A 24088-nucleotide genomic window follows, 5' to 3' on the forward strand; every position below is an offset into this window, starting at 1 on the left:
GGCGTCACGCGATGTAAGGCTGGCGAGTTTATTCCTCCGGAACGTCCGCGACAAAATATTCGTGCTGAACCCAACGGGCATCGATCTCGCAATCGAGCATCACGCGTCCTAGTTCGAAGTCGTCCATCGGTCCTCGAACCGGTACCTCTCCACAATCCAGATGATTGCCGATCGCTGGGTTGGCTGCGATCCCAGTGATCATCGACCGAATTCGAATCGCTCGGATCGGTCCGCCCATGGCGACGAAGTGCTGCCCGTACCCGCCATCGCGTCGGTGGGTTGAATTCAGTGCGGCGATCGCGTCCCACGACCAAGGGACCTGATCGGGCGAGAGCCTCAGGTCCTGTCGCAGCGATTCAGCGAAGGGTTCCAGATCGACGCTTGCTCTCACTGTGGCAAACGTCTCGTTGTCGTAGCGGCTGACAAACTGAACGCCTTCGGCCGACAATGGCCGGGCCGAAACGGTGGAGACGTTTTGCCCGATCAGTCGCGACACCGACTCCGGCATCGTTTCAGTTAGCGGGCCGCGCAGTCGTGGCGAATTCTGAGGGGTGCCGAGCGGAGGGACGAAGCCATGATAGCTTCCTTCTTCGGCGGTTTGCTTGCGGAATGCGCGGCTCAGCGGGACGTATTCGTTTTGCCGACGAACAGCTTCCGCATCGGCGACGCGGCGTCGCCATCGCAACAGCTCGCGCGAAGCGGCTCGCTCGCCGGAAATCGTCGCGGCGGCGTCCCCCGTTTTGGCAACTAGCGAATCCAACGCAGTGTTAAAGATGAGATAGCGATCGTCCGGCGGCAGCTGCAGGGAGGCCTGAGCGATCGCATCGATATAATTGCGGTAGAGCGCCAACGCTTCGTCGGCGGAAACTCGCTGTGCATCCGCTTCGATCAACTGAGCCAATGAGGCGTGCATATAGGCTCGCGTCTCATCGATCGCGACCAACCAACGTCCTCCGGGATCCTCCGTTTCGCCACGCTCATCTCCATAGCCAGCGGGAACCGGAAAGCGCAAGCCAACTGTCATCGCCGCCCATTCGATGGCTCGGCAGCGCGCACATGCGACGCTCATCGCGTGCCAGCGATTGACGAGCACCAGGATCGCCTCGGGTCCGGACATTGGCTTGCCGTCAATCGTACAGGTTCCGGAGGCACCGACTTCACGGACTGCGGTTTCCATGTCCGTCGCCAAAGATCCCACATCGGGCGCGATAGCTTGAATTGCTGCGGTCAGTTGCTGCTTGGCAGCTTCGATTCGCACCGGTCGCAGCGCCGCGTCGATCTTCGATGCGATCGCTAACGGCGCCAGATATTTGCGCGTCGCATTGGCTGGCATCCAACCGAGTAGCGGGTTGAGCGAATCGATGCCTTTCAAATATTTCGCTTCCGCCGCCGACCACTGAGACTTCGCCACCAACGCCTCCAGCTCTTTTCCAAGCTTTTGGATCGCGGGGAGTTGTTGATCTAAACGCTGTCGGGCCAGATCGCTTTGACGCTTTCCGCGCTCGGTGGTGCGAGCGGCTTCGAATGCTGCACGCACGGTCTTCAGGTGGCTCTGTGCGCGCATCTGGTAATCGACACCTGCGGGTTCGGCATGGATGACCAACAACGCTGCATACCGCTGCAACTGCATCGCTTTCGCGTAGACAACGCCCAGTTCATTGATCGGCAACTTTTCGGGCGTTGCAAGTGTCTGCTGATACATCGGCCCGCGTGGCGTCAACAGTTTGTCGATTCCCGCACAGGCCGCTGCTAGATGGCCGCTGTGTTGGCACGCTTGATGAACATCCAGCGATGCAACAACATCTTTTTCGGTCGGGTCTGCCGACGCAACAGAACAGCAGACAAGCATCGAAACCACGCCGATCGGCACGCGACGCGCAAACATGCGTCCTGCCATGGCGAGAACTCGCGAGAAGTGGTTTGTGTAGAAAAGAGGCTTCGTCATTCTAAAGGCCCTGTAAATGTTCCACTGGCAGCCAGCGTCGTGTTCTCGTTTGCAAGGGTGAGCGTGCCTTCGAGCGAGATCGTCTGTTGCAAGACACCTTTTTGGACTGTCAACTGCACCGGGTGATCATCGGGAGAGTACCAGACTTGATCGCCCGATTGGAAAAAGAAGCGGCCGGAGATCTGCCGTCCCGCCAGTTCATCGAAAGACGTTTCCGAGACCGGTGCATGGATCAGATAGGCCACCTTCCCCTCAGCACCCTCTTCGTCCTGGTAGTTCATCACTTGCAAGATTCCACCCCGGCCATCGCTTAGCGGATGGAATAGCACACGGCATTCCAGCTCTTCGTAAACTTGGCCGATCGTCACCGTGGCCGTTGGTTTTGCACCGGTGATATCCGTTGCGGTTTGATGCGCCACCTCTTTGGCTGCGTCGGCGATATCGGTCACCGCAGCGGCAGCTTTCTCTTTGGCCTCGGCCAACAGATCCGTCTCACCACCACAACCGACAAGCAAGCTAGTAAAGAGCACGGGCAGCAACGACAAGGTCGCGTGTAGCTTGAACTCAAGAAACCGTGGAGACATAGGCTCGGATCCACTTGGGTAGCCGAAGGATCAAACGCGTCGACAACGTCACGCCGTCGATCAACCGAAACAGCGCGTTGTATCGGATCTTGCGCGTCGACCGTACCCAGGCGGCAGTTAATTTTCGATGAAGCCTAATTTCGGTCACCGATCGATCCTGGCAACAGACTTCGACCGGACACCCTATTTCGAACAGCCGGCATGAATCCCTGGCATCTCGTCCGCTGCAGATTGAAACGTGACTTGTCGGATGCAACGTCGCCGTTTGAGATCCATCCTGACAGCTGTGCAGCTCTTGAATGGGTTTATTGAAGCCGCGCCGCCACGGGTCCTTCGGTTGCCGCAATATGCAAACTTGACTACCGGTAAAATTCTGCGACTGTGCGTCACAACAAGCTGCACGCACCAACATCACCGTTTGGGGCTTAGCTCAAATTGCTGGCCCGTGCGTGAAGGTTACGTGAAGGATCCAAGAGAAGTCGATGTGCAAACCTTGCCCGGCGGCTACCCCCTTTGTAACCTTCTTCGCAGTCACCGCGATGCCGGTAGCGACAGCAACACAAAAGCGACTTTCTTAACCAAAAACAGTTCGAACAAACGTCACTCGCTTCACACGGGCAAACTTCAATAGTCCGGCAGACACAGCGACAGAGAGTTGGCTACACCACGATACGAACCGGGCAAGACGCGAGTTCACTTTTCAAGACAACTTCATCGTCGGCAGCCAAACGCCCCGGCGAATAACCATCGACTGACCCACTTCAACACCCAGGCAACCGGGGATCAATCGCGAAAGCGCCGTTCCCGAGGAGGAGCATCCGGCAAAAGAGAATTCACCGCTAGCGGCCTGACGTTAGGGCAACTGGCAAAGAGGCACGAGACGACGACAGCTTCTGCTCAATGAAACAAGTCGCCGCCCCGCGCCGAAACCGACTAGAAAACGAAAATTAAAAGAAAAGCGTTAACACAGTTTAACACAAATTTGGAGAATTGAAGAGATGCAATCTCGAATGAGCCGTAAGGCTTTCACGATCATCGAATTGTTGGTCGTCATTACAATCATCGCGATCTTGGCCGGCCTGTTGTTGCCAGCTTTGAACAAGGCTCGCGAAGCAGCCCGCAACGCCCAGTGCAAGAACAACTTGCGTCAATTCGGCATCGCGATGAACGAATTTTCGGTCCGCGATCCTCAAAGCCGCTTGTGCAGCGGTGCTTCGGATTACTTCCGTGACGGATGCATGGACACTTGGGGATGGGTCGCCGACGTTGTTAACAGCGGCTCGGGCAACGTCAACGACATGTTGTGCCCATCGAACCCTCTGAAGGGTTCGGAAAAGATGAACGATTCGCTGTCAGGTACCGGAGGAAGCGCTGAAGCAGCTGAAGGTGCTCCAGCCTCTCGTCTCATCGACGGGCTTTGTGGCGAAGACAACTTTGCAGGTGCCGCTCCTGGTGCAGCTACCTTCGGTGGCTCGGCTGCAAACAGCGTTGATCGCGCTGAAATTCTCGCTCGTGCATTCTTCGAGCGAGGTTACAACTCGAACTACGCTGCTGGCTGGCACTTGGTGCGCAGCGGCCTGAAGATGGCAAAGCAAACCAAGGGAAGCGTCGAGCTGGTTACCCTTGAAGCTCAGGCATCGAAGGGACTTGCTGGATCGACCGGACCTTTGCGTCAGAACGTTCTAGACCGCAGCTCGGTCCCAACCTCGAACATCGGCATCTTGGGCGATGCGGGTCCTGGCGACGTTGACGAAGCCATCCTCGACATCACCATCGGTTACGGCCCTGGCTTGACCGCTGTAACGTACGGTGCCGGCGATAACCAAAGCGACCGAGTTTTCATCAATGCCGGCGAACTGTTGACCGAATCGTTCAACGATGGTCCTGCATTCTTCCAGAGCGCAAGCAACGCTGTTCGCTTGATCAAGAATTCGACACTCCTTGGCACTCAAGCACCGACGACGGTTGCAAACTTCAACGTGTTGATGGATACCCAACGTTCTTGCGAACTGGAAACTCCAGGTTCAAACACTGCCTGTGCAGCCGCAACCACCACCTCGGGTACCTTCATGCAAGACACTCGTGACTGGTTTGCCGTCCACGCCGATTCGTGCAACGTCCTAATGGCTGACGCTTCGGTGAAGGTATTCTTCGACAACAACAACGACAAGTACTTGAACCCAGGTTTCCAAGTCCCAACCGGACTGTCCGACGCTGAGTATCTACAAGTTGGATACCGTGGTTCGGAAATCGAAATGCCAAAGGACCGTTTCTTCAGCGGTGTCTTCATCGACGACACCATCCTGAAGGGCACCTTCGAAGATTAGTAAATCTGGAACATCATTCATATGATGTGATGCAAAACCATCCCTTTGCATAACTTCCAATAAACGCCAGGTGAGGTTGAGTTCAGCTCGACCTCACCTGATCGTGTTAACTCCGCACCAGCGGAAGCAGCCTCTCGCAACACGCATACAGTCCACCCCCTCCTACCCCCTTCGATTGAAGTCACATGATCCGAGATGCATTTTTGCGGCGCATCGTTATTGCCTTGGTTGTGTTCGGTACCATTGCCACCAGCGTTTTGGCGCTGGCGGTTACAGTCACCTACAAGCCCTGGGGTGTTCCCGACATTCAACGCGCCGAATACGAACAGAAAGTCGCAGACATCAAGGCGCGTAACGAAGCGCTGCAGACCCGCGATAATTCAACCGCGCCGCGCGCTGTGATCGAACAAACCATCTACGATTTCGGCATGATGGACCCTCTGCAAGAAGGCACCCATGAATTTGTAATCCGCAACGACGGCGACAAATTGCTGGTCCTCACAGGGGGAGGCACAACGTGCAAGTGCACGCTGATCAAAGGGGGAACGCAGACGATTGAGCCCGGCACAAGCTCGACCGTTGCATTGTTCTGGAACACAGGACGAAAACGCGATTATTACGAACAACAAGCGATCCTCCGCACCAACGATCCGCTGTTGCCAGAAATCAAGCTGGTGGTTCGCGGCAAGGTTCGGTTTGAAATCGGCGTTTCTGTCGCTGAGGCTAACTTTGCGAACCTACAACCCGATGGTGACGGGCAAACCGAATTCGATGTCTACTCCCAATTGTTCTACGAGTTTGATATCGATCGCATCGAAACTACGTTAGATGACCTTACATGGAAGATCGAACCACTGCCGTCCGATGCGCTCACTCAATACGACGCCCGCTGCGGATACCGGATCGCGTTGACAATGCCACTTCGCAACGTGGATTCCCTGTTCAACGGCGTTTTTCGAATGTGGATTAATCGGCCCGAAGAGGCGATAGCAGCAGCGGCAAGCAACGACTTGGCAACCTCTGACTCCTCGGAAGAATCGCCGAGTCCAGAGATTGAAGAAGAGGAAGAAATCGATGACCCAACCGGCGCGACAATCTTGAGAGAGCTATCGGTGCGTGGACGTGTTCCTCGCCGCTTGGCACTCTATGGCAAAGATCTCAATGGCAGCGCTGGCCTGAGCCTGGGGATCCTGCCGACTGGCAAGCGTTATGAAAATCGACTTGTGGCTCGGACCCGTGGAACCACACTTCCCAAAGTGTTACGAGTCGCGAAGGTTGAGCCAGAATTCATCCAAGCGACCATCACTCCAAAAGATCGAGAGGGGTGGTACTCGTTAACCGTTGTGATCCCCGAAGATGCACCAATGACAATCTTCAACACCTCAGAATCGGTCGGTCGCATTGAAATCGAATGCGATTTGCTACCGAGTGGCAAAATGGTGCTACCACTTTCCGGCGCCATTGTTGAGTAAGCGGGTGCCCGACCTCACAGTTGCGGATGTCCAATATTACAAATCCCAAGCACGGTGTCATTGGCTAGCCCGACGATGCCGGGCAGCCTCCTACGACGCTCAATCGATATGACTGGAGACTCGCTCGTCCAAACCAACTCAAACACTTCGGTCAGTAGCAAGGCCGATGCTTGCGCAAAATGTGGTGCAGGAAACCCTGAAACTTCAAAGTTCTGTGTTAGTTGCGGGACTTCTTTGTTTGAGAAATGCCGAAAGTGTGGCACCTCAATCCGACTAGGGATCACCTTTTGTGGCGACTGTGGATTTAACGCGAAGGAAGCTTTTGAAAAAGCGCGAGGGGAACTGAAGGAGTCGCTGCGGCGGGCGATGGAACTGGGCAAAGAGCATAACTACGAGGATGCGATCTACTTTGCTCAAGCCGCTTCGGTTCCCCCCGACTTTCGATTTCAAGACTTGGCCGACAAAGCCAAGGAACTTGTCGAGCGATTAAAGCAGCGTCGCGACAAATATGCTGCCAAAGTTGCCCAGGTCGTTCCTGCGGCCAAGGTCGCTTCGGAGAAAGGGCGCCTGGACGATGTGATCCAACTCCTTTCATCGGTCCCCCGCGCGCTGCTGTCGGATGATGTCTGGGCGCTTGCCGAACGGGCCAAAGCGTCGCTGAACGAGAAGGGGGATCTCACGCAAGAGATCCGCGATGCGGTGGCTCGCCGCGACTATCAAGATGCTGGCAGTTTGTTGGACCGGATGTTGCACCTGAATCCCGATCAACCCAAGTTCGTTAAACTGGCCGGCCAGGTGGGCAACGAACTGATGAAGGCGGCTCTAAAATTGTGCGAATCGGGCCAGTACCCCGCCGCCGACAAACGACTCGCTTGTGTCCCCGACGTCGCCAAAAATGAAAACTACCGCAAGATGCGGACGATGTTGGACGAGCTGTTTTGGGTTCGCAATCACTTGATCCGCTACCCCTACGCGACTCCCGCGCTTGCCAAGATCAGCAAGAAGCTGACCAAGCTGACGCCGGGCGACCCCAACGCGATCAAGATGCACGAGCAATTGGTGCAGCGAGTCGAATCGGGAGAACGTGACGAGCGGGCAGCGCATGCAAGATGGAATTTGGATAATCCCGAGTTCTACCGCTGCGAAGTGAATCAATTGGCAAAGCTTCAATCGATCGATTGCGATGCCGCGGCGGCAATCCAGGAACGCCCGCTGCGATTCGCCACCGCAATCGGTGCTGCATTGCAGGGGATCGGCAAGGCCCGCTACGACATGCGATTTGCCGGAAAGCCACAAGCGTCGGGGATCAAGAAGCTGCTGCAGCGGAAGAAACAGCAAACGGCAGCAGCGTGGGGCTTGGATATCGGCCCCTCATCGATTCGGCTGGTCCGGATGGAACTGGGAGACGGTGCGGCGAAGCCTAAAATAACCGAAGCGGAATACCTCGAATTTGCTGCACCGCTATCGCGTCCCGGCAAAGAGATGACAGCTTCGGTAGCGATCCGCGAGAAGCTCGACTTGCTAGCCGAAAAGTTCCCACTCAAAGAGGAACCGGTTTGGATCCTGTCGCCTGGGCGACAAGCACTCGGGCGTTTTCTCGAAATGCCGCCGTCGGACGACAAGAAGCTCAACGGGCTGATCGAAGCGGAGGTGGAGCATCAGTTTCCCGTCCCGCCATCACAGCTTGTCTGGCGACACTGGCTGGCCGATCCATCGACCGAAGGTGCCGCGCCGCGTTACGCCGCGATCATTGGGGTCCGCGACTTTGTCGTCGATCAACAGATGCGACTCTTCGGTGAAGTGGAGATCGAACCAGCGGGGATGCAAGTTGAACCGGTGGCGCTAGCCAACCTGGCAACCTTTGAATTTGCCGACGTTCTAAAGACGGAAGAGTTCACGATCACGCCCCCCGCGATCGCGATCCTGGACGTGGGTGTGGAGACGAGCATTTTAATGGTCTGCACCGAAAACGCCTTCAGCTATCGCACGTTTGATATGGGAGGCGATCTATGGAGCGGTGCGCTGGCGCGTCAACAAAAGGCGACGATGGACAAGGCCGATCAACTGAAGGCAGCGATCGTCGACCAGCCTCAACTTGCCCCGCTATTTGAATCACTGGACGAGCCATTCGGCCGCTACAACATGCGATTGAAGCAGATGTTTGCTGCCTGCCGGTCGAATCTCGGCGAATTTGTCCTCAAGGGACTGTGGTGTACTGGCGGTGGCTGCCAGATCCACGGCTTCATGGAACGCATCTTTTCGGATGAACAATGAATATTAAATCTATAGTTAACATTTTTTTGACCGCGATGCTCCTCCTGGTGATGGGCTGTGGCGGCAGCATGCAAGACGACATGATGGTCCGCGCCAAGGCGCTTGCCGAAGCGCGTCGCGCCGACCGTGAAAAGGAAGCGGCCGAAGCGGAACAACAAAAGAAGGAAGCAGCGGAAAAAGAGACTGCAGATGCCGAACTCGCAAAGGCGGAAGTCAAGGTCGCCAAAGCGACACCGCCGACAGCGCCGCCGAAACCGGCTATTAAAAAACCCGATCCGGTGAAGCCACAAATTGCGAAACCCGCTCCACCCGTTGCCGCCGCTGCCACTCCCCAGCCCGCTGCTGCACCAACTCCATCGCAGGACGCACCCAGCGTGACGATGGTCGCTGCGTCCGAAACCGTTTCGCTGTCCGCAGGCACGCCGGCGGGGGTCGCGATACCGCCGATTCCCGGACTCATGCCCGCAAATGCAGCCCCCGGTTCCGCCGACGACTTTCCGGCGATGGACTTTGGGAACGATGGAGTTGTATCGTCGACCACACCTTCCTTCGCGCCGGAATCGCCAGCCCGAACGGGTGACACGCCCATTCCGCCAACCGCCGATGTGAAAGATGCCAGCGATAAGCTGCGCGAGCTGTTCAGCGAACAAATGGCTGCTGCCAAAACGGCTGCCGATCACGTTGCTCTGGGGCGACTACTGATAGTACAAGCCGACTCGCTGAGTAACGATCCGGCTGCACTCTACGCGACCTTGCAAGCTGCGCGAACCATCGGCTGCTCCTCGGGAAACCTACCGCTGGCTCAAGAAGCCGATGTGAAGATCCGACAGGTGTTTGCTGTCGATCCAGAACAAATGCAACTTGACATGATTCGACGTTTTGCCGGTACTGCCTACACGCCCCATCGCTATGTCGATGTGAATGGATTTGGAACGATGGCGACCAGCGTCCTGACGGCCGCAATCGAAAAGGACGACTATAAAGTTGCGTCGCTCTGTTCCAACCTGATCGGACGCATGGTCCGACTGGGAGATCACTCCCTGACCCCGCAAGCATCGGAACAATTAGAAAAGTACCTGAAGATTGCCCACAACAAGTACAAAAGTTCAGTGCTGTCGATGGAGGTTCTCCAAGCCAATCCAGCCGACCCGGAAGCCGCTGCCGTGGTGGGAATGTACTTCTGCTTTGTCCGCGGCAACTGGGACGAAGGGATTCGATTGCTGCGACTCGCCTCGGACGAAAAGCTCTCGAAAGCAGCAATCACCGACAGCACCGCCACCGCAAACGAAACGCCTACCGCGATGGTCCATGCAGGCGATGCATGGTGGGCGGCGAGCGAACACGCCAAAGATCCCCTGTTGGAGTATTTTGGTCGTGGCCGCGCCTTGCACTGGTATCGTCAGGCGCTGCCGCAACTGGGCGAGACTCTCGATCGCTTACGGGTCACAGGAAGATTGAAAGGTTACTCCGAATCGCTCGATGGTAGTCTTGTCGAATCGATCATGCGCGTGGCGGGAAGCAATGCGCCAACCGTCGACTTCTATACAGAAAAATAGTGACCGCAGGCACGAAAGTGCCACTACTGGTGAGGTCGAGTATCCGCCTCAAAAGCTGGATCTTTAAGCCTCCTTCACCGATCCTTCACGACCCTCTAGTAGAAAAGGGGGATGAACGATCGCTACGACAACTTGATCGACGTGGAACCCGTCAGCGGCCAGCGATTGGCCGTAATCATTCCAGCGCTTAACGAAGCGCGGACGATCGGCGATGTGATCGACCGGATCCCTCGCGAAATCGATGGAATCGATTCGATTCGAGTGATTGTGATCGACGATGGTTCACGCGATGCAACCGCCGAGATCGCAACTCAACATGGTGCAACGGTCGTACAACATCCACGTAATCTTGGCGTCGGCGCTGCCTTTGCCGCTGGCCTCGAATACGCGCTCCGCAGCGGTGCCGACGTGATCGTGAACATGGATGGCGATGGCCAATTTCGCCCCGAAGACATTCCCGATCTGATCGCCCCGATCCTGACGCGGCGCTACGGGTTTGTTACCTGCACTCGATTTGCAGACGTTGAAAAGTTGCCCGAGATGCCGCGAATTAAACTTTGGGGTAACCGGATGATGTGTCGGCTTGTCAACGCGATCATCGGCGGCAATCGCTTTACCGATGTCTCTTGTGGATTCCGCGCCTACTCGCGCGACACCGCCTTGCGAATGAATCTGTTTGGCAGCTTCACCTACACCCAAGAAACCTTCATCGACCTGGCAGCAAAGCGAGTCTCGATGACCGAAGTGCCGTTGGTCGTTCGTGGCGAACGCGAGCATGGCAAGAGCCGCGTGGCATCGAACCTGTGGCACTACGCCTTCCGCACCTCATCGATCATCCTCCGCGCCCTCCGCGACTGGCGTCCGCTGCTCTTCTTCGGCAGCATCGCCGTCACCTTTTCAGGACTTGGCGTCGCCATGCTGGCGTTTGTCGGATGGTGGTGGTTCACATTCCAACAAACAAGGCCCTGGACATCGCTGATCACCGTCGGTGGCGTCTTTGCGGTGATGGGAGTCGCGTTTGCCGTACTCGCGCTGATCGCCGATCAAATCGGCCGCAGCCGCAAAATCCAAGAGCAATTGTTGTACATGCAGCGGCAACAAGCTTATGCGCGCAGCGGTTCGGAGCTTGATCGGGCACCGCCCCTTCGAGAAAACCTCATCGAACCCGCGTTCCAGGCGACAACAATATGAAGCCAAACGCAACGCCGATGCGGCTGCTGATCACAACCAGCACCTTCCCGATCCACCCCAACGACGGAATCCCACGATTTGTCCTCGATCTTGCGCAGGCGTTGTCCGCTCACGGAGACGTGCGAGTTCTGGCGCCCGATGCGCCAGGTGCTGCGACGGACGAACAGATCGGCGATGTGCACGTCCATCGATTCCGCTACTTCTGGCCTCGCTCGCGCCAGCGATTGGCGATCACCAACCAACGCGGCATGCGCGACAATTTGCGAGGTTCGTTGCTAGCCAAATTGCAAGTTCCCTGCTTCTTGATTCGCCAGGCGATAGTGGTGCGCCGCGAGGTGCGTCGCCATCGGATCGACGTCGTCAACGCCCACTGGTTAGTCCCGCAAGGTTTGACGACAGCCTGGGCGCTGAAACGCATGCGACAAGTCAAGTTTGTATTGCATGTCCACGCGGGGGATGTCTACATGCTGCAACGTTTACGCATCGGCCGAGCGATCGCCCGATATGTCGTCAAACGTTGCGATGCAGTTTTCGCCGACGGCAGCCACGTTCGCGATGCCCTGCACGATTTGATCGGCAACGACTGCGGGACGGTCTTGCAGCCGATGGGCGTTGACGGTGCCCGGTTTGCCACCAACACGAACGCTGGAGCGGAAGACACGATCGACAAGAAACTCCCCGCACAATACATCCTGTTCGTGGGGCGATTAGTCGAAAAGAAGGGGACGATCTACCTGATCCGAGCCCTGAAACGACTACAGGAGACGCATCCAGGAATCGCGCTCGTGATCGCCGGTTTCGGTCCCGACGAGGCAGCCCTGCGTCAGCTGACCGAAGAGCTCGAGCTCACCGAATTGGTAACCTTCCTAGGGCGGCAATCGCACGATCAAATTGTCGATCTGCTGCACGGTTGCCGCGTTGCTGCAGTCCCATCGATCATCGACAGTCGAGGCGAGACCGAAGGAATGCCGACGGTGGTTGTCGAGTCGCTAGCCGCAGGAGTCCCCGTTGTCGGCAGTCGCGTCAACGGCATCCCCGACGTGATCCGCCACACCGAAAACGGCTGGTTGTGCAACGAAAAAGACCCAGCCGACCTAGCCGAAAAGCTACAACTCGCCCTCGCCTGTGATCGCCCCAAAATGCGCATCGCGGCGGAAGCAACCGCCCAGAACTACGACTGGCAACAAGTCGCGGGCAACTACATGCAGCGAATTCAACAGGCCGACATACGCCCAATGCCGGAGGCTATCTAATGGGGTGCGATGGGATCCTCGACACCGCGCTGGCAAATCCTTTCGTCTCACAACTTCGGCCCGAGGTGTTTCGACGATGAATCGGCCAATCTCGCTGCTGATCGTCAGCACAACGCTCGATTCTGGTGGCGCGGAGCGTTTTGCAAGCACATTGCTGGCCAATATCGACCGCAAAAAGGTGCAGCCAGAATTAGTTGTATTACGCGACAAGCTCGGATATCCGCTGCCGGATGACGTTGGCGTGCACCAGTTGGGCCATCAACGAGATTGGGATACGGCGCGAACCGTTTTTCGCCTCCGAAAGCTCTTGAACAAACGAAAGCCCGACGTGGTCCTCAGCAATATCACGGCGACGAACATCGTCACTGGAATGGCGATACGGCAAACCCTTGACCGGCCGCGTTGGATCGCTCGCGTCGGGAACAGCCCAAGGTTGCACGACTCCTTGCTTAAATCATGGGGAGCCACATTCGTCTATCCGCGTGCTGACAAAATCGTGGCAAACTCCGTTGGATTGACAGACGAACTGCGAGATCGGTACTGTCGCCTTTCTGGCCGTATTACCACAATCGCCAACCCGACAGACCTTCAAGAGCTGGCTCAACAGTCAACTCGCCCCCAACCACATCCGCGTCGCTGTAACGGACCGCTGCTGATTGCAGTTGGCCGGCTGTGTCAACAAAAACGATATGACCTGATGTTGAACGCGTTTGCACAAGTTCGTCAGCAGGTTTTGGCTGAACTTTGGATTTGCGGTGATGGCCCCCTGCATGGGCAACTTAGCCAGCGAATTCGAAAACTGAATCTGACAAACAGTGTTCGGATGCTGGGGTTCTGCAGAAACCCACATTCACTAATGGCCCAAGCTGATCTGTTCTTGATGACCAGCGACCACGAAGGTTCACCCAATGCCTTGATCGAAGCTCAGGTGCTTGGCATTCCCGCAGTTGCAACGAGATGCCCCTATGGTCCAGAAGAAATCATTGTCGAAGGAAAAACGGGACTCCTTTCACCCGTTGGAGAAGCGGGGACTTTCGCTGATGCAGTACTTGACGCACTTCAAGCGAAGGACTTGCTTACATGCACATCAGCCTATGAGCAAGTGCGACAGCGGTTCGATGCGAATCAACGGGTACGCCAATGGGAAGACTTGATTTGCCAGACAGTGACAGCGACTTTATCAACACCTGTAGAGGATCCTGCGGTTTTACAGGCCCAATCGCCATAGTGTCTTGCTTCGTGACAAGCTCTACAACCTCGCCAACGCCTGGCAGTAGTACGTATGTGTTGCGGGCTCGCGAATTAACATTTGTTTCAATGCGGAAAACGCAAGTTACAAGGACCAACAGACGCCCAATAGTTGCGGCGGTCGCATCGAAGCGTGCGGCGGATAAACACGTACAGTCCAACCTGAAACTCCATGAGTACACGACGCGACCCGTGTAGCCAATGTTTGTTCATTTAGAAACCGTCAGAACCAGCCTTTCTATTTAAAATTGAATATGAAAATTTTCTATATATCAGGGGCTGTAATCCCCAGTCGGAAGGCTAACAGTATCCAAGTAATGCGAATGTGTGAGGCATTCTCGCAAATTGGACATGACGTCACCCTGTTTTCAGGAAGCGGAAACGCGACAGATGGTGAAACTGATTTTGCAGGCTATGGCGTAGAGTCAAATTTTACGATTATTAAGCGGTTGCGACCGGGGATTCCTATTGCAAAAAGCTTGATTTATGCAGTGGATGTGTGGCGTGCCGTGTCGTCTAGCCGATACCCAGATCTCTTTTACGCACGCGAACCCTATGCGCTCGCCGGGTTGTGTCACCTGGGAATCCCATTTCTTTACGAAGCGCACTCCCCCCCCGTTGGTCCGAGGAAGTGGATAGAGAATCGAATTTTTCGTAGCCACTGTTTTCGCCGACTGATCGTAATATCGGAATCGCTTCGTCGCGAGTACGTACGATTGTACCCGTGGCTTCCTGCGAAGGCGATCACCGTCGCTCACGATGCCGCGCAGCCTTATCGTCGTGCCGGTTCCAACGATACACCAGTGATTTCGGGACAGCGTGATGGCTGTATCCAAGTCGGCTACGTTGGGCACCTGTATCGAGGGCGTGGCATCGAAGTGATTATCCAGCTTGCCAAACGGTTTCCAGATTCCGACTTTCATGTTGTAGGGGGTGACCGGAAAGACATATTGCGATGGATCGCCAGCACGGGTTCGATACAGAATATATACTTCCATGGATTCGCCCCCCCCTCACAGTGCGACAAATACCTCACGAGCTTTGATGTAGTCCTGGCTCCCTACCAGAGAAATGTATTTGTCAGTGGTGGAAAAACGGAAACGAGCCGTTGGATGTCACCGCTAAAGATTTTTGAGTATATGTCTGCTGGTAAGGCGATCATTGCTTCGGATCTTCCTGTTCTCCGGGAGGTGCTTGAGCACGACCACAACTGCTTGCTGGTTGAGCCCGATAACATCGAAGCCTGGAGTGCAGCTATCGAGAGACTTAAGAATGCGGAACTACGCATGCGACTGGGGGCGGCTGCTCAGAAGCAATTTGAACGAGAGCATACTTGGGACAAACGAGCGGAAACGGTTCTACGGCCCCTTGTGCAGGCTAAGGGGGCTCAAGAATGTGTGGTTTAGTCGGTGGAACCAATCCGCATTGGAACTACGCACGCGCGGTGCAGGCGATAGGACATCGAGGCCCCGATTCGCAAGCGATCAAGACTGTCGATACGGTCACGTTGGGGTTTGCGCGGCTCGCGGTAATCGACGTGCGCGACGTTGCTAATCAGCCGATGGCCAGCCCGGGCGGAGAGCACTGGATCGTCTTCAATGGAGAAGTTTATGGTCACCAAATGCTACGCAAGAAACTCGAATTTTACGGTGCCAAATTCCGTACTGAAAGCGACACCGAAGTACTCCTTGCAGCCTATCGACATTGGGGAGACTCTTTTGTGGATCATATTGATGGCATGTTTGCTATCGCTATCTACGACAAGTCGGAAAGAAAAATCAAGCTGTATCGTGATCGGCCCGGCATCAAACCGCTCTATTACTTCTGGAACGGTGCCGAATTCGCGTTTGCGTCGGAACTGAAGGCTCTGGTGGAGGTCTTGGGAAATTCAACCTTGGACATCGATTCGACTGCCGCTTACGACTTTCTTACCTACGGTTATGTGCCGACACCCAAGTCTTTATACCGGAACGTTTACAAGCTTCCTCCGGCGAGCTGGCTAACGCTGGATCTTTCGACGCCACGACTTCATGGTCCTGTCGCCTATTGGGGGCTCGTTGTCTCGCCGGAGCGTCAACGAAATATCTCTACGGAAGAAGCGGCCCAAACGATTCGCGAACTGGTTGACCGATCCGTGATGGAACAAATGATTGCGGATGTTCCGATTGGATGTTTTCTCAGCGGTGGAATCGACTCTAGCATCCTAGTCGCGTCTGCTGCCAAGCAATGCGAGAGGGTCTTGACCTTTTCGATTGGATTCGAAGATGACCACCACAGCGAAACACAATTCGCGAGAGAATTAGCAGGGAAACTCAGTACACATCATCACGAGAGGACGCTTGCTAGGACTGCGGTTGACGGTTCGCTTGAACGGATGAGAGATTGGTATGACGAACCGTTTGCGGACTCGTCAGCGTTCCCAACTTTCCTTGTTTGTCAAGTTGCCCGCGAGACGGTAACTGTTGCACTCTCCGGAGATGGAGGCGATGAGCTGTTCGGAGGCTACACCAGGTATCGACAGTTTCAGCGACTACAACGTTTATGCAAACGCGGACCGGAAACGTGGGCTACCTTTTTTGCCCGACGAAAACAGCTGTTGCTGCGACGAACTTTCTCGCGAAAACTGATGACCTTAGGTCACGTTTTAACAAGTTCCCCGGTCGCTCTTTATACAATGCTGATGGGAGGCCTGACGCGTGAAGAAAAGAGGTCATATGCTCGGCGATTCGAGATCCCCGACGACTATGACGACTACTGGTACTTCCGCCAACACTGGAGACCCGAGCTGCCGATACTAACGCGCCTCCAGTATCTCGATTTTCACACTTATCTTCCCGACGACATCTTGACAAAAGTCGATCGAGTCAGCATGGCAAATTCGCTAGAAGTGCGTGTGCCATTGCTCAGTCGCAGGCTAATCGAATTCGCTTTTTCGCTACCAGAGCTGGTCCGCTTCCACAACGGAAGGCCAAAAGGCTTACTTCGCAACGCCTACCGCGGCATCCTCCCCGACGCGGTTCTCGACCGTAAAAAGCGAGGCTTTTCCATCCCACTGGGCTATCACCCCAGCCAAGTTGAGACACTTCCTGAGTCCATCTTGCACACGGCGTTTGCTGACCTATCGGTCGACGCGTCACGGCATTGTCCAATCGTCAAACAGCTGGCTGCGAGGAAAACGGCTGTATGATCGACAGCAACGGTTTAAAGATGGACTCCGCCCTTCGGCGCGTCTTGCGCAACTCCAGCTGGCTGCTGGCCGCACAAGTCGTCGCTGGGGTAATGATGTTTACACAAATCGTCGTAATGACGCATAGCTTGGGAGTCGTATCTTATGGAACATTCGCACTCCTAACAACCTTTGTAATGTCGGTCATTCAAATCTGCGATTGTCGGGTTTGGGAAGCCCTAATCACGTATGTGCCTCGTTACCGATCTCTCGGAAATCTCGATAAATCGATTGCGATGGTACAGTTGTGTCTGATGGTGGAACTGGTCAGCGGTACGGTGGCATGGTTTGCGATCGTTGCGCTCGCTGATTTTTCTAGTACGATACTGTTGCAAGACGAGACAGTTGCTGATTCAATTCGATTGTTAGCGGTCTTGGCTATTGTGAAATTCCCGCATGAACCGATCACGGCGCTGCTCAGAATCGAGAATCGCTTTCACTGGCAGGGCTATTATCGATCTTCTTTGGCATGTCTGCGAATGCTGACAACTGCAATCGCCTGCTTTGTTTCACCGAGCATCGATAGCATCTTGATCGCGGAAATCGTCAGCCATTTCATCGGCTCGTTGATTCTGCTAACGATGGGGAGCACGGCGGTTCCTGCGTTAAAATTATCGTGCTGGAGTTTCTCGCGGCTGAAATGTTTGCGTGACGACCTCCGAGAGATTGCTTCCTTCATGTTCTACAGCAGTGTCGCAGGCAACACACGGATGGTCACGACAAAGGCGGACATATTGCTGTTGGGACTGTTCGCGTCGCCTGCGGCGATTGCCGTATACGATTTGGCCAAGAAGGTTACGGAAGGGCTGTTGAGTCTTTCCAACCCGTTCTACATGTCCGTTTTCCCCGAGATATCCGCACAGGTCGCAGCCGAGAGTTTTTCAAAGACTCGCAAGCTGCAGCGAGAAATCACGAAGCTCGTCATCGGGTCGGTAATTCCATTTTGCATTCTCGCGACGATCCTCGTGCCGATAATAATTCCTCCAGTTTTCGGTAGCGAATTTCGGAATGCCGCGCCGCTGCTTCAGATTATGGTATGGCAGCTATTGGCAATCTGCATGGTCTGGTTTCCAGGTTACCTACTTGCATTAGGAATGGCACGCACGCAAACCCTATTGGTGGTCTGCGACGCAATGATCTATTTTTTCTTGCTCGCCGTCCTGACACCCGTGTTGGGAGGTTTCGGAGCCGCGATTGCAACGACCGGTAGAGTGGTGACATGGATGATGATGGCCTATTTCGTACTTAGCGGCCTTGGCCATGTACGCCCAATCGATTCCTCGTCGCATTGCGAAATGCCACTTACGATGGCTCGGGAGCTAAACAAATGACGGCAAGAGACGTGACTGATTACTGCCTTCCAAAAGATTATCAAACCAGGCCATGCCCACAGATGAAGGCGAAAGGAATGCGACTTGAGAATTACTGGACGCCGAAGCGCATACGCCTCTCAAGCCGTTACCAGTTCGATGTGTACCGACTTGCTCGCGAATTGGCGGACCGTCAATCAGCGCGGGTCATCTATGACGTTGGATGTGGTCCAGCGACGAAGTTGATGCGATTCTTCGGAGACCAATACACCGTAATCGGTTTCGACCGGCCCGAAGCCGTCGCCTTCTGCCGAAAGACCTATCGAAGAGGAACGTTCCTAGAGGCTGACCTGGAACACGTCTTCAGCCGAAACACTCTCGACATCCCTCCAGCGGACATCGTCATTTGCGCCGACGTGATCGAGCACTTACAGCGCCCAGACCAGTTAGTGACCGCGTTGGCTGCATTGGCCGGAGAATCCGGAACGATAATCATCAGCACTCCAGAGCGAGATAAACTGCGAGGTCCGCTCAACCGGATGCCTACCAACCCAGAACACGTTCGCGAGTGGAATGGTGCGGAATTCATGAAGTTTTTGAGTGGTTGTGGGCTAGAAGTCGTGGAGCATAGGCTCCAACCACAATTGCGACCGGGGGCAAGCCTTTCCGCATGGCGATGGGTCGTCGGGCAGTGGATTGGGGGTCGGACCCATCAAACCAATCAAGTCGTTGTGTGCTTGGCACCGCAATCGGCAAGCCCTCACGACATTGAACGAACGCAACAATGAAGCGGCACATAATACAAAAAAGAGCAGTCGCGAGTCGTTATGTATCGAGCGTGAACTCATGCACTCTTTCAAATTGCGACCAGTGTGATTGACACCGAATCCCTAGCAAAATGGTCGATGCAATGCAAGACAAATCAGACGGACGTTTAATTTCAAGTTTTTTGTGAATGTATCAAACTCCTGACGATCTACTTTAGGATTTTTACTGGGCACATGTATGAACAAGATTGATGACCCTCGCCTTAAACTTGAATCGCTCATGGCGAGTGACGTTACAATCAATGATGATTCAATTTTATGGAGAGAACGCGAGCTTCCGATTCAAAATAGAATCCCGCGATTCACGGACGAAGAATCGTATTCGAAAGGAAATTTCTTACGCTTGCGCGAACTCCACCCCAAACTACAACTGGACAGTTTCAACAAGACAAGTGATCGGAGGCGTACAATCCTAGAGCGTACCGGGTGGCAGCCAGAATTTTTCCGCAACAAACTAGTGCTTGAGTGCGGATGTGGTGCCGGTCCAGATACGGAAGTGTTGCTCGATCTGGGGGCAAAGGTTGTGGCCGTCGATATCGCGGGTGTCGATATCGCACGCGAAAACTTAAACGACCCAGCAAATGCCGTGTTCGTCCAGGCAAGCGTTGATGATTTGCCTTTTCGGCGACGGCACTTTGATATTGTATTCTGCCATCGCGTGCTCCAACACACTCCTACGCCGAAAAGAACACTAGAGCATATTTTACGGTTCGTTAAACCCGATGGGGCTGTGTTCGTACATTCCTATGCGCGAACTCTCTATCAAATGTTAAGTTGGAAATACGCTCTCCGTCCATTCACCTGCCGGATGGACCAGGAAGTGCTTTACAATCGCATTGAAGCCTGGACACCCCACCTGTTCCGTTTCACGTGTGCACTCAGGAAAACTCCGCCTCAAGAAATTGTTGGCAAGCTCTTGTTTTACCTTGCACATCATGCAGTTCCAATTCGCAACTATCGATTTATACCGCAGTTTTCTTCACTGGACGATGCGGCGCTAATTGAGTACGCCGTGCATGACACATTTGACGCATTAAGTCCTCGCTTCGACAGTCCGCTGAGCGCCAGAGAGATGTCACGAATTGCAGACGAAGTACTATCATCCTCCTTCGAATTGAAGCGTTCCAAGGGCATCACACTGTTGCGGAGTAAACCGGATGACCGGCAGCTTGTCAATGCAGCCGAATAATGACACTGACGGCATTGCAGAGAAGTTTGGTTCGCGAAACGCCGAGGTTCAATTTGCGATAAGGTTGGTCGCGCTACTTGTCGTTGGCACGTTCGCAACCAACGCATTTCGGCTAGTTCGAAAGATCGAGTCCTCCGTCTTTGAAGAACCCTGGATGCTGGCAGGGACACTTGGCCAGTTCTGGGGGATGGGCATGTTTACGATTGCAGTCGCCTCACTTTGCATGCTCTTGTCGCGACGATGGTCAAGTGTCGAGCAATGGCATAGTCTTCGCTGGGTTGTCATCCCAACGATAGCAATATTTACATGGTGTTACTCGACGTACGACTTCAACTTCTTTTTGCAACAGCAGCATCTCATTGACCGAAGTTCTTTGGTCTTGCTGGGACTGGCGTCGATCTGGCGCCCAGCATTCCTTGGAGCTTTTTTGTTTCAGTTGGGAACCATACTTGCCCACCTTGGGCATCCGCTACCGTTCTCCTGGACTGACAAATCTCCTCTGATCGACATTCTTGTCGTTGCCAACGTCTTCTTGCTGGGATGGCGATTCAGAATTTGGCGGTCTGAGCACTTCCTAATTGTTGTGGTCTACATCGTTGCCATTCACTACTTCCGACCTGGTGTTGGTAAGCTGGCAATTGGATGGTTTTCGGACGGGCATTTGTCCAACCTGTTTCTGAACGCGGTCTATCAGAATGAGTGGTTGCCAGGATGCGGGACTGCGGAAGTTAGCTTGCTCGCTAAGCGGATTGCATCCGCAGATTACCTGCTGAAAGCGATGACGCTTTTGGTCGAGCTGCTGCCGCTGCTGTTTTTGCTACATCGAAAGGTATTGATTGTTGGGCTTGTTCTTGCTGTTGGCCTGCATTTCGGCATCTACCTATCCAGTGGAATTCTATTTTGGAAATGGATCGTCTTAGATTTTTCGATTGCTGTTACTTTTGGCACATTATCGAAAACCACAGCAGATCGACTATTCAACCGTAACTCGGCTATCGGATTCGGGATATCGCTGTGCGTGGGATTCGTTTTGTACGTTTCGGCACCGGTGCTGGCTTGGTATGACGCGCCGCTAGCCTTCCATTATCACTTGCAAGTTACAGGTGCGTCGGGGCAAACGTATCAAATTCCACCGTCGTCACTAGCTCCCTTCGATCTTCAGTTTGCTCAAGGCCGCCTAGCGTTTCTGGAGAAACAACCGTTGCTTGTGGACTGCCTAGGGTCTTGCACCTCGAGACCGACGCTTTATGCTTGCCGAGACATCGATAGCGCCGTGCGGCTTGCAAAAGCACGCGATAAATTTGGTGTTAAGCGGTTTGACAAAATGCAGGCAACCAATGTGGAGCAGTTGCTTCGACGTTATGTGAACAACTGGAATCACGGCGTGCCCAGGAATGTTTTTGATTGGATCCCCGATCCTCCTCAGCATATCTCGACATTCCCGCAATCTGGGTTTTCCCAGGCGGTCTGGAATTGTCAGGAGGCGCCAAAGCAAATCACGATACTCAGAACAACAGCCTTCCATCGCGATTTCAAGACGACCACGATCGAAGATCGAATCGTTCATACGATCGATGTTGCGACACCCCCTCAGTCAACCAGGCTTCCGTTTCGTGGCCAACCGTTGAATTGCCCAACGATCAATCTGGTCACAAATCGCAACGAGGGCGGCACGATTGCAGGAGCAACACCGTCGACCTACACCGTGTACTGCTTGGGCTCACCAAATCTTCGTGAATTCTTCATGGAGCCTGCAGGAGATTAGTGGGCTTGAATCATTAAAATCACGGATGATCGGATTTTGTTGTTTGTCCCCCAATTTTCACATCGCCACTCTAACCGTGGCTAGAGTACTGGCGAACGGCCGCAACATATGGCTCGAAGAAATTCTGTGGAGCAGGCGACGTCCATTGAGCGAACACCGATGCGCAAGGCTTGGCACGACGATCCGCAGCAGGCTGCGGGGGCGGCGTTGCAGAAGTTGTTGCGCGAGTTGAGCGATGCGTATTTGGGGCAGTTGCGACCGTTCAGCTATCGCATCGGTGTGAATGCCTTGGTGATCGTCAGCGCTCTTTTGTCGCTCGGCTTGGCTTCTTTGGGCGTTTGGTCTTGGGGTGCAATTGGCCCAGCGATTGTCTTTGCAACTTTTGCTACCGGCGCGGCGCTTGGCGGTGTCGCTCGCCGCCGCGTGTTGGTTGCCAAATTGTGGAAGTGGATGCATGTCTGGCGGTGGTATGAGTTGGCCGCGGGAGCTCTGATCGCCTTATTGTTGTTGGGACTGGTGGTGGCGACTCCGATTTTCTGGAGCGTTTTATTGGGGACGATCGTCGGTAGCGGGACCGCCGCGATTTATTTCCTGGGCGTCGTCTTGCCAGCTCGCCAAGAGCTGCAGCGGATCGAACGTCGCGCCCAACAGGTTGTCGATGGGATCGCGCGGGCGGGAATCGATCCCTGGGCGATCCGCGCCGGGTTGCCGCGACTGATGGGCGACCACTGGATGCCGTTGTACGAAGCGTTGTTTGGATACGACGAATTGTCCAATGCTCGCATGCAGACCAATGCGGATAACGGCTTGCCACCTCGAACGACTTGGTCGCCACGCGATCATGCGTTGGAATTACTGCTGGCCCAAACGCTTCAGCGACAGGGGCCCATCACTTGGCTGCGCTCTCTCCGGAAAGCGGCGACCACCCAAACTTCAGGCTCCGCGCCGGACGCACAGCAAACTGCTGCGGCTTCACACTTGCATTCTGGTGGAAAACGATCGGGCGAGATTGCGGTGGCGTCCAGCCGAGCGAAGGGGAGCTCGCATGAGTTGGCTACACGCGACCAGACTGCGGCGTTGTGCGAGGCGAGTGCCGAGGGAAAGGACATCAAAATGAATGTCACGATCCAATCGGACAAGCTGTCGATCGGATCGTTGAACGCGAGCCAAGTGATGTTGCAACTGGATTCTCGCGAGCTGATGGATGCGTTGCCCGATCTGGTCGAGAGAGCTGACAAAGCCAAACGGCAAGAGAAACGTACGAAGATCAAATCGATGCTGGCCGAAGCTCGCAACGGTGGCGGAGAAGAACAAGTGCGACGCTTCCTTGGGGACGCGTCGACAGACGATGGTCGCCTCGCGGATCGCAAGTCGATCTGGCTTGGATCGTGTTCGCGTTTGCTGACCGCAGGCGCGCTGCTGCTGTTGGCGGCAGGTTGGGTCGGCATCTATCTGGCACATCATCAAGAGAGCTTTGGTCAACTATCGGAACTTGTTGCCCAGCTGCGTTCGGGTGCCAGCGATTTTGGTAATTCAATCCACTCCGTGGGCGAAACGTTTGCAAAATCGGAACCGACGTGGCTGCCACCTGTAGCCCTGGCGATGGCGTTGCTGCCCGGCGGGCTCATCTTGCTGGGCAGCTCCTTTCTGGCCGGCTGGCGAATCAGCTTATTCGCCTACCCGGCAGCGATCATCGCGATCGCCGGTTCATTGTTCAACAATCCGCTGATCGGCGATGTGATGCTGTGGCATGTGAGCATTGCCTTTGCCGTACTGTTAGTCGCCGGAGGGTATTGGTACTGCCAGCGGATACCAAACAAAACAACCACGCGATCCAAGGTCGATGGGAATGCCACCAGCACGTCGTAGAGCACCATCGAATCGATCCGTGAAACCATCGCAAACGACAGACTTGCAGCAA

16 protein-coding genes and 1 pseudogene are annotated in these 24088 nt (G+C 54.8%); 15 read left to right on the top strand and 2 right to left on the bottom strand.

Annotation, left to right across the window (positions count from 1 at the left end; translation table 11 throughout):
* Positions 1 to 28: 28 nt before the first annotated feature.
* Both Poly24_RS24750 and Poly24_RS24755 read right to left on the bottom strand, forming a co-directional pair.
* On the bottom strand, positions 29 to 1945 hold the full coding sequence (locus Poly24_RS24750) for a hypothetical protein (RefSeq protein WP_145101921.1): 1917 nt from the start codon (positions 1943 to 1945) through the stop codon (positions 29 to 31).
* Positions 1942 to 2529 carry a hypothetical protein gene (locus Poly24_RS24755; protein ID WP_145101923.1) on the bottom strand — a complete coding sequence of 196 codons (588 nt, stop codon included), beginning with the start codon at positions 2527 to 2529 and terminating at the stop codon, positions 1942 to 1944. The genes Poly24_RS24750 and Poly24_RS24755 overlap by 4 nt, the downstream gene beginning before the upstream one ends.
* A 1010-nt stretch (positions 2530 to 3539) precedes the next feature.
* On the opposite strand from Poly24_RS24755, the pseudogene Poly24_RS27905 reads away from it, so the two are divergent.
* The 15 genes and pseudogenes from Poly24_RS27905 to Poly24_RS24825 all read left to right on the top strand — a co-directional run.
* A pseudogene (locus Poly24_RS27905) lies at positions 3540 to 3821 on the top strand (type II secretion system protein); the annotation flags it as partial.
* Positions 3822 to 3866: 45 nt separating this feature from the next.
* Complete coding sequence (locus Poly24_RS24760) at positions 3867 to 4856, top strand: prepilin-type cleavage/methylation domain-containing protein (protein ID WP_391556935.1); 990 nt, start codon at positions 3867 to 3869, stop codon at positions 4854 to 4856.
* A 185-nt stretch (positions 4857 to 5041) separates the two neighbouring features.
* The gene (locus Poly24_RS24765; protein WP_145101927.1) at positions 5042 to 6328 is read left to right on the top strand and encodes a DUF1573 domain-containing protein; all 1287 of its coding nucleotides are present in this window, start codon (positions 5042 to 5044) and stop codon (positions 6326 to 6328) included.
* A 108-nt stretch (positions 6329 to 6436) separates the two neighbouring features.
* Positions 6437 to 8602 (top strand): double zinc ribbon domain-containing protein, encoded by a 2166-nt coding sequence (locus Poly24_RS24770; RefSeq protein WP_197452155.1) that lies wholly within the window; start codon positions 6437 to 6439, stop codon positions 8600 to 8602.
* A complete protein-coding gene (locus Poly24_RS24775) occupies positions 8599 to 10158 on the top strand; it encodes a hypothetical protein (RefSeq protein ID WP_231753335.1) in 1560 nt (519 codons plus the stop codon). The genes Poly24_RS24770 and Poly24_RS24775 overlap by 4 nt, the downstream gene beginning before the upstream one ends.
* 111 nt (positions 10159 to 10269) lie before the next feature.
* Positions 10270 to 11349 (top strand): glycosyltransferase family 2 protein, encoded by a 1080-nt coding sequence (locus Poly24_RS24780; protein WP_145101933.1) that lies wholly within the window; start codon positions 10270 to 10272, stop codon positions 11347 to 11349.
* Positions 11346 to 12602 (top strand): glycosyltransferase, encoded by a 1257-nt coding sequence (locus Poly24_RS24785; RefSeq protein WP_145101936.1) that lies wholly within the window; start codon positions 11346 to 11348, stop codon positions 12600 to 12602. The genes Poly24_RS24780 and Poly24_RS24785 overlap by 4 nt, the downstream gene beginning before the upstream one ends.
* 76 nt (positions 12603 to 12678) lie before the next feature.
* Positions 12679 to 13830, top strand: a complete 1152-nt coding sequence (locus tag Poly24_RS24790) for a glycosyltransferase (protein WP_145101938.1) — start codon at positions 12679 to 12681, stop codon at positions 13828 to 13830.
* 274 nt (positions 13831 to 14104) lie between these two features.
* Positions 14105 to 15256 (top strand): glycosyltransferase family 4 protein, encoded by a 1152-nt coding sequence (locus Poly24_RS24795; RefSeq protein ID WP_145101941.1) that lies wholly within the window; start codon positions 14105 to 14107, stop codon positions 15254 to 15256.
* Entirely contained in the window at positions 15244 to 17037 is a 1794-nt protein-coding gene (gene asnB / locus Poly24_RS24800) for an asparagine synthase (glutamine-hydrolyzing) (protein ID WP_145101943.1), read from the top strand. The genes Poly24_RS24795 and asnB overlap by 13 nt, the downstream gene beginning before the upstream one ends.
* Positions 17034 to 18407 carry a lipopolysaccharide biosynthesis protein gene (locus Poly24_RS24805; RefSeq protein WP_145101945.1) on the top strand — a complete coding sequence of 458 codons (1374 nt, stop codon included), beginning with the start codon at positions 17034 to 17036 and terminating at the stop codon, positions 18405 to 18407. Before asnB ends, Poly24_RS24805 begins: the two co-directional genes overlap by 4 nt.
* Before the next feature lie 77 nt (positions 18408 to 18484).
* Positions 18485 to 19174: a class I SAM-dependent methyltransferase gene (locus Poly24_RS27910; RefSeq protein WP_391556927.1), complete on the top strand. Its 690-nt coding sequence runs from the start codon at positions 18485 to 18487 to the stop codon at positions 19172 to 19174.
* 217 nt (positions 19175 to 19391) lie between these two features.
* Positions 19392 to 20402 (top strand): class I SAM-dependent methyltransferase, encoded by a 1011-nt coding sequence (locus tag Poly24_RS24815; protein ID WP_145101949.1) that lies wholly within the window; start codon positions 19392 to 19394, stop codon positions 20400 to 20402.
* Positions 20371 to 22167, top strand: a complete 1797-nt coding sequence (locus Poly24_RS24820) for a hypothetical protein (RefSeq protein ID WP_145101951.1) — start codon at positions 20371 to 20373, stop codon at positions 22165 to 22167. Before Poly24_RS24815 ends, Poly24_RS24820 begins: the two co-directional genes overlap by 32 nt.
* A 159-nt stretch (positions 22168 to 22326) precedes the next feature.
* Entirely contained in the window at positions 22327 to 24036 is a 1710-nt protein-coding gene (locus Poly24_RS24825) for a hypothetical protein (protein ID WP_145101953.1), read from the top strand.
* The last annotated feature ends 52 nt before the right edge of the window (positions 24037 to 24088 follow it).

Origin of the sequence: Rosistilla carotiformis (assembly GCF_007753095.1) — a bacterium.
Lineage (GTDB): Bacteria > Planctomycetota > Planctomycetia > Pirellulales > Pirellulaceae > Rosistilla > Rosistilla carotiformis.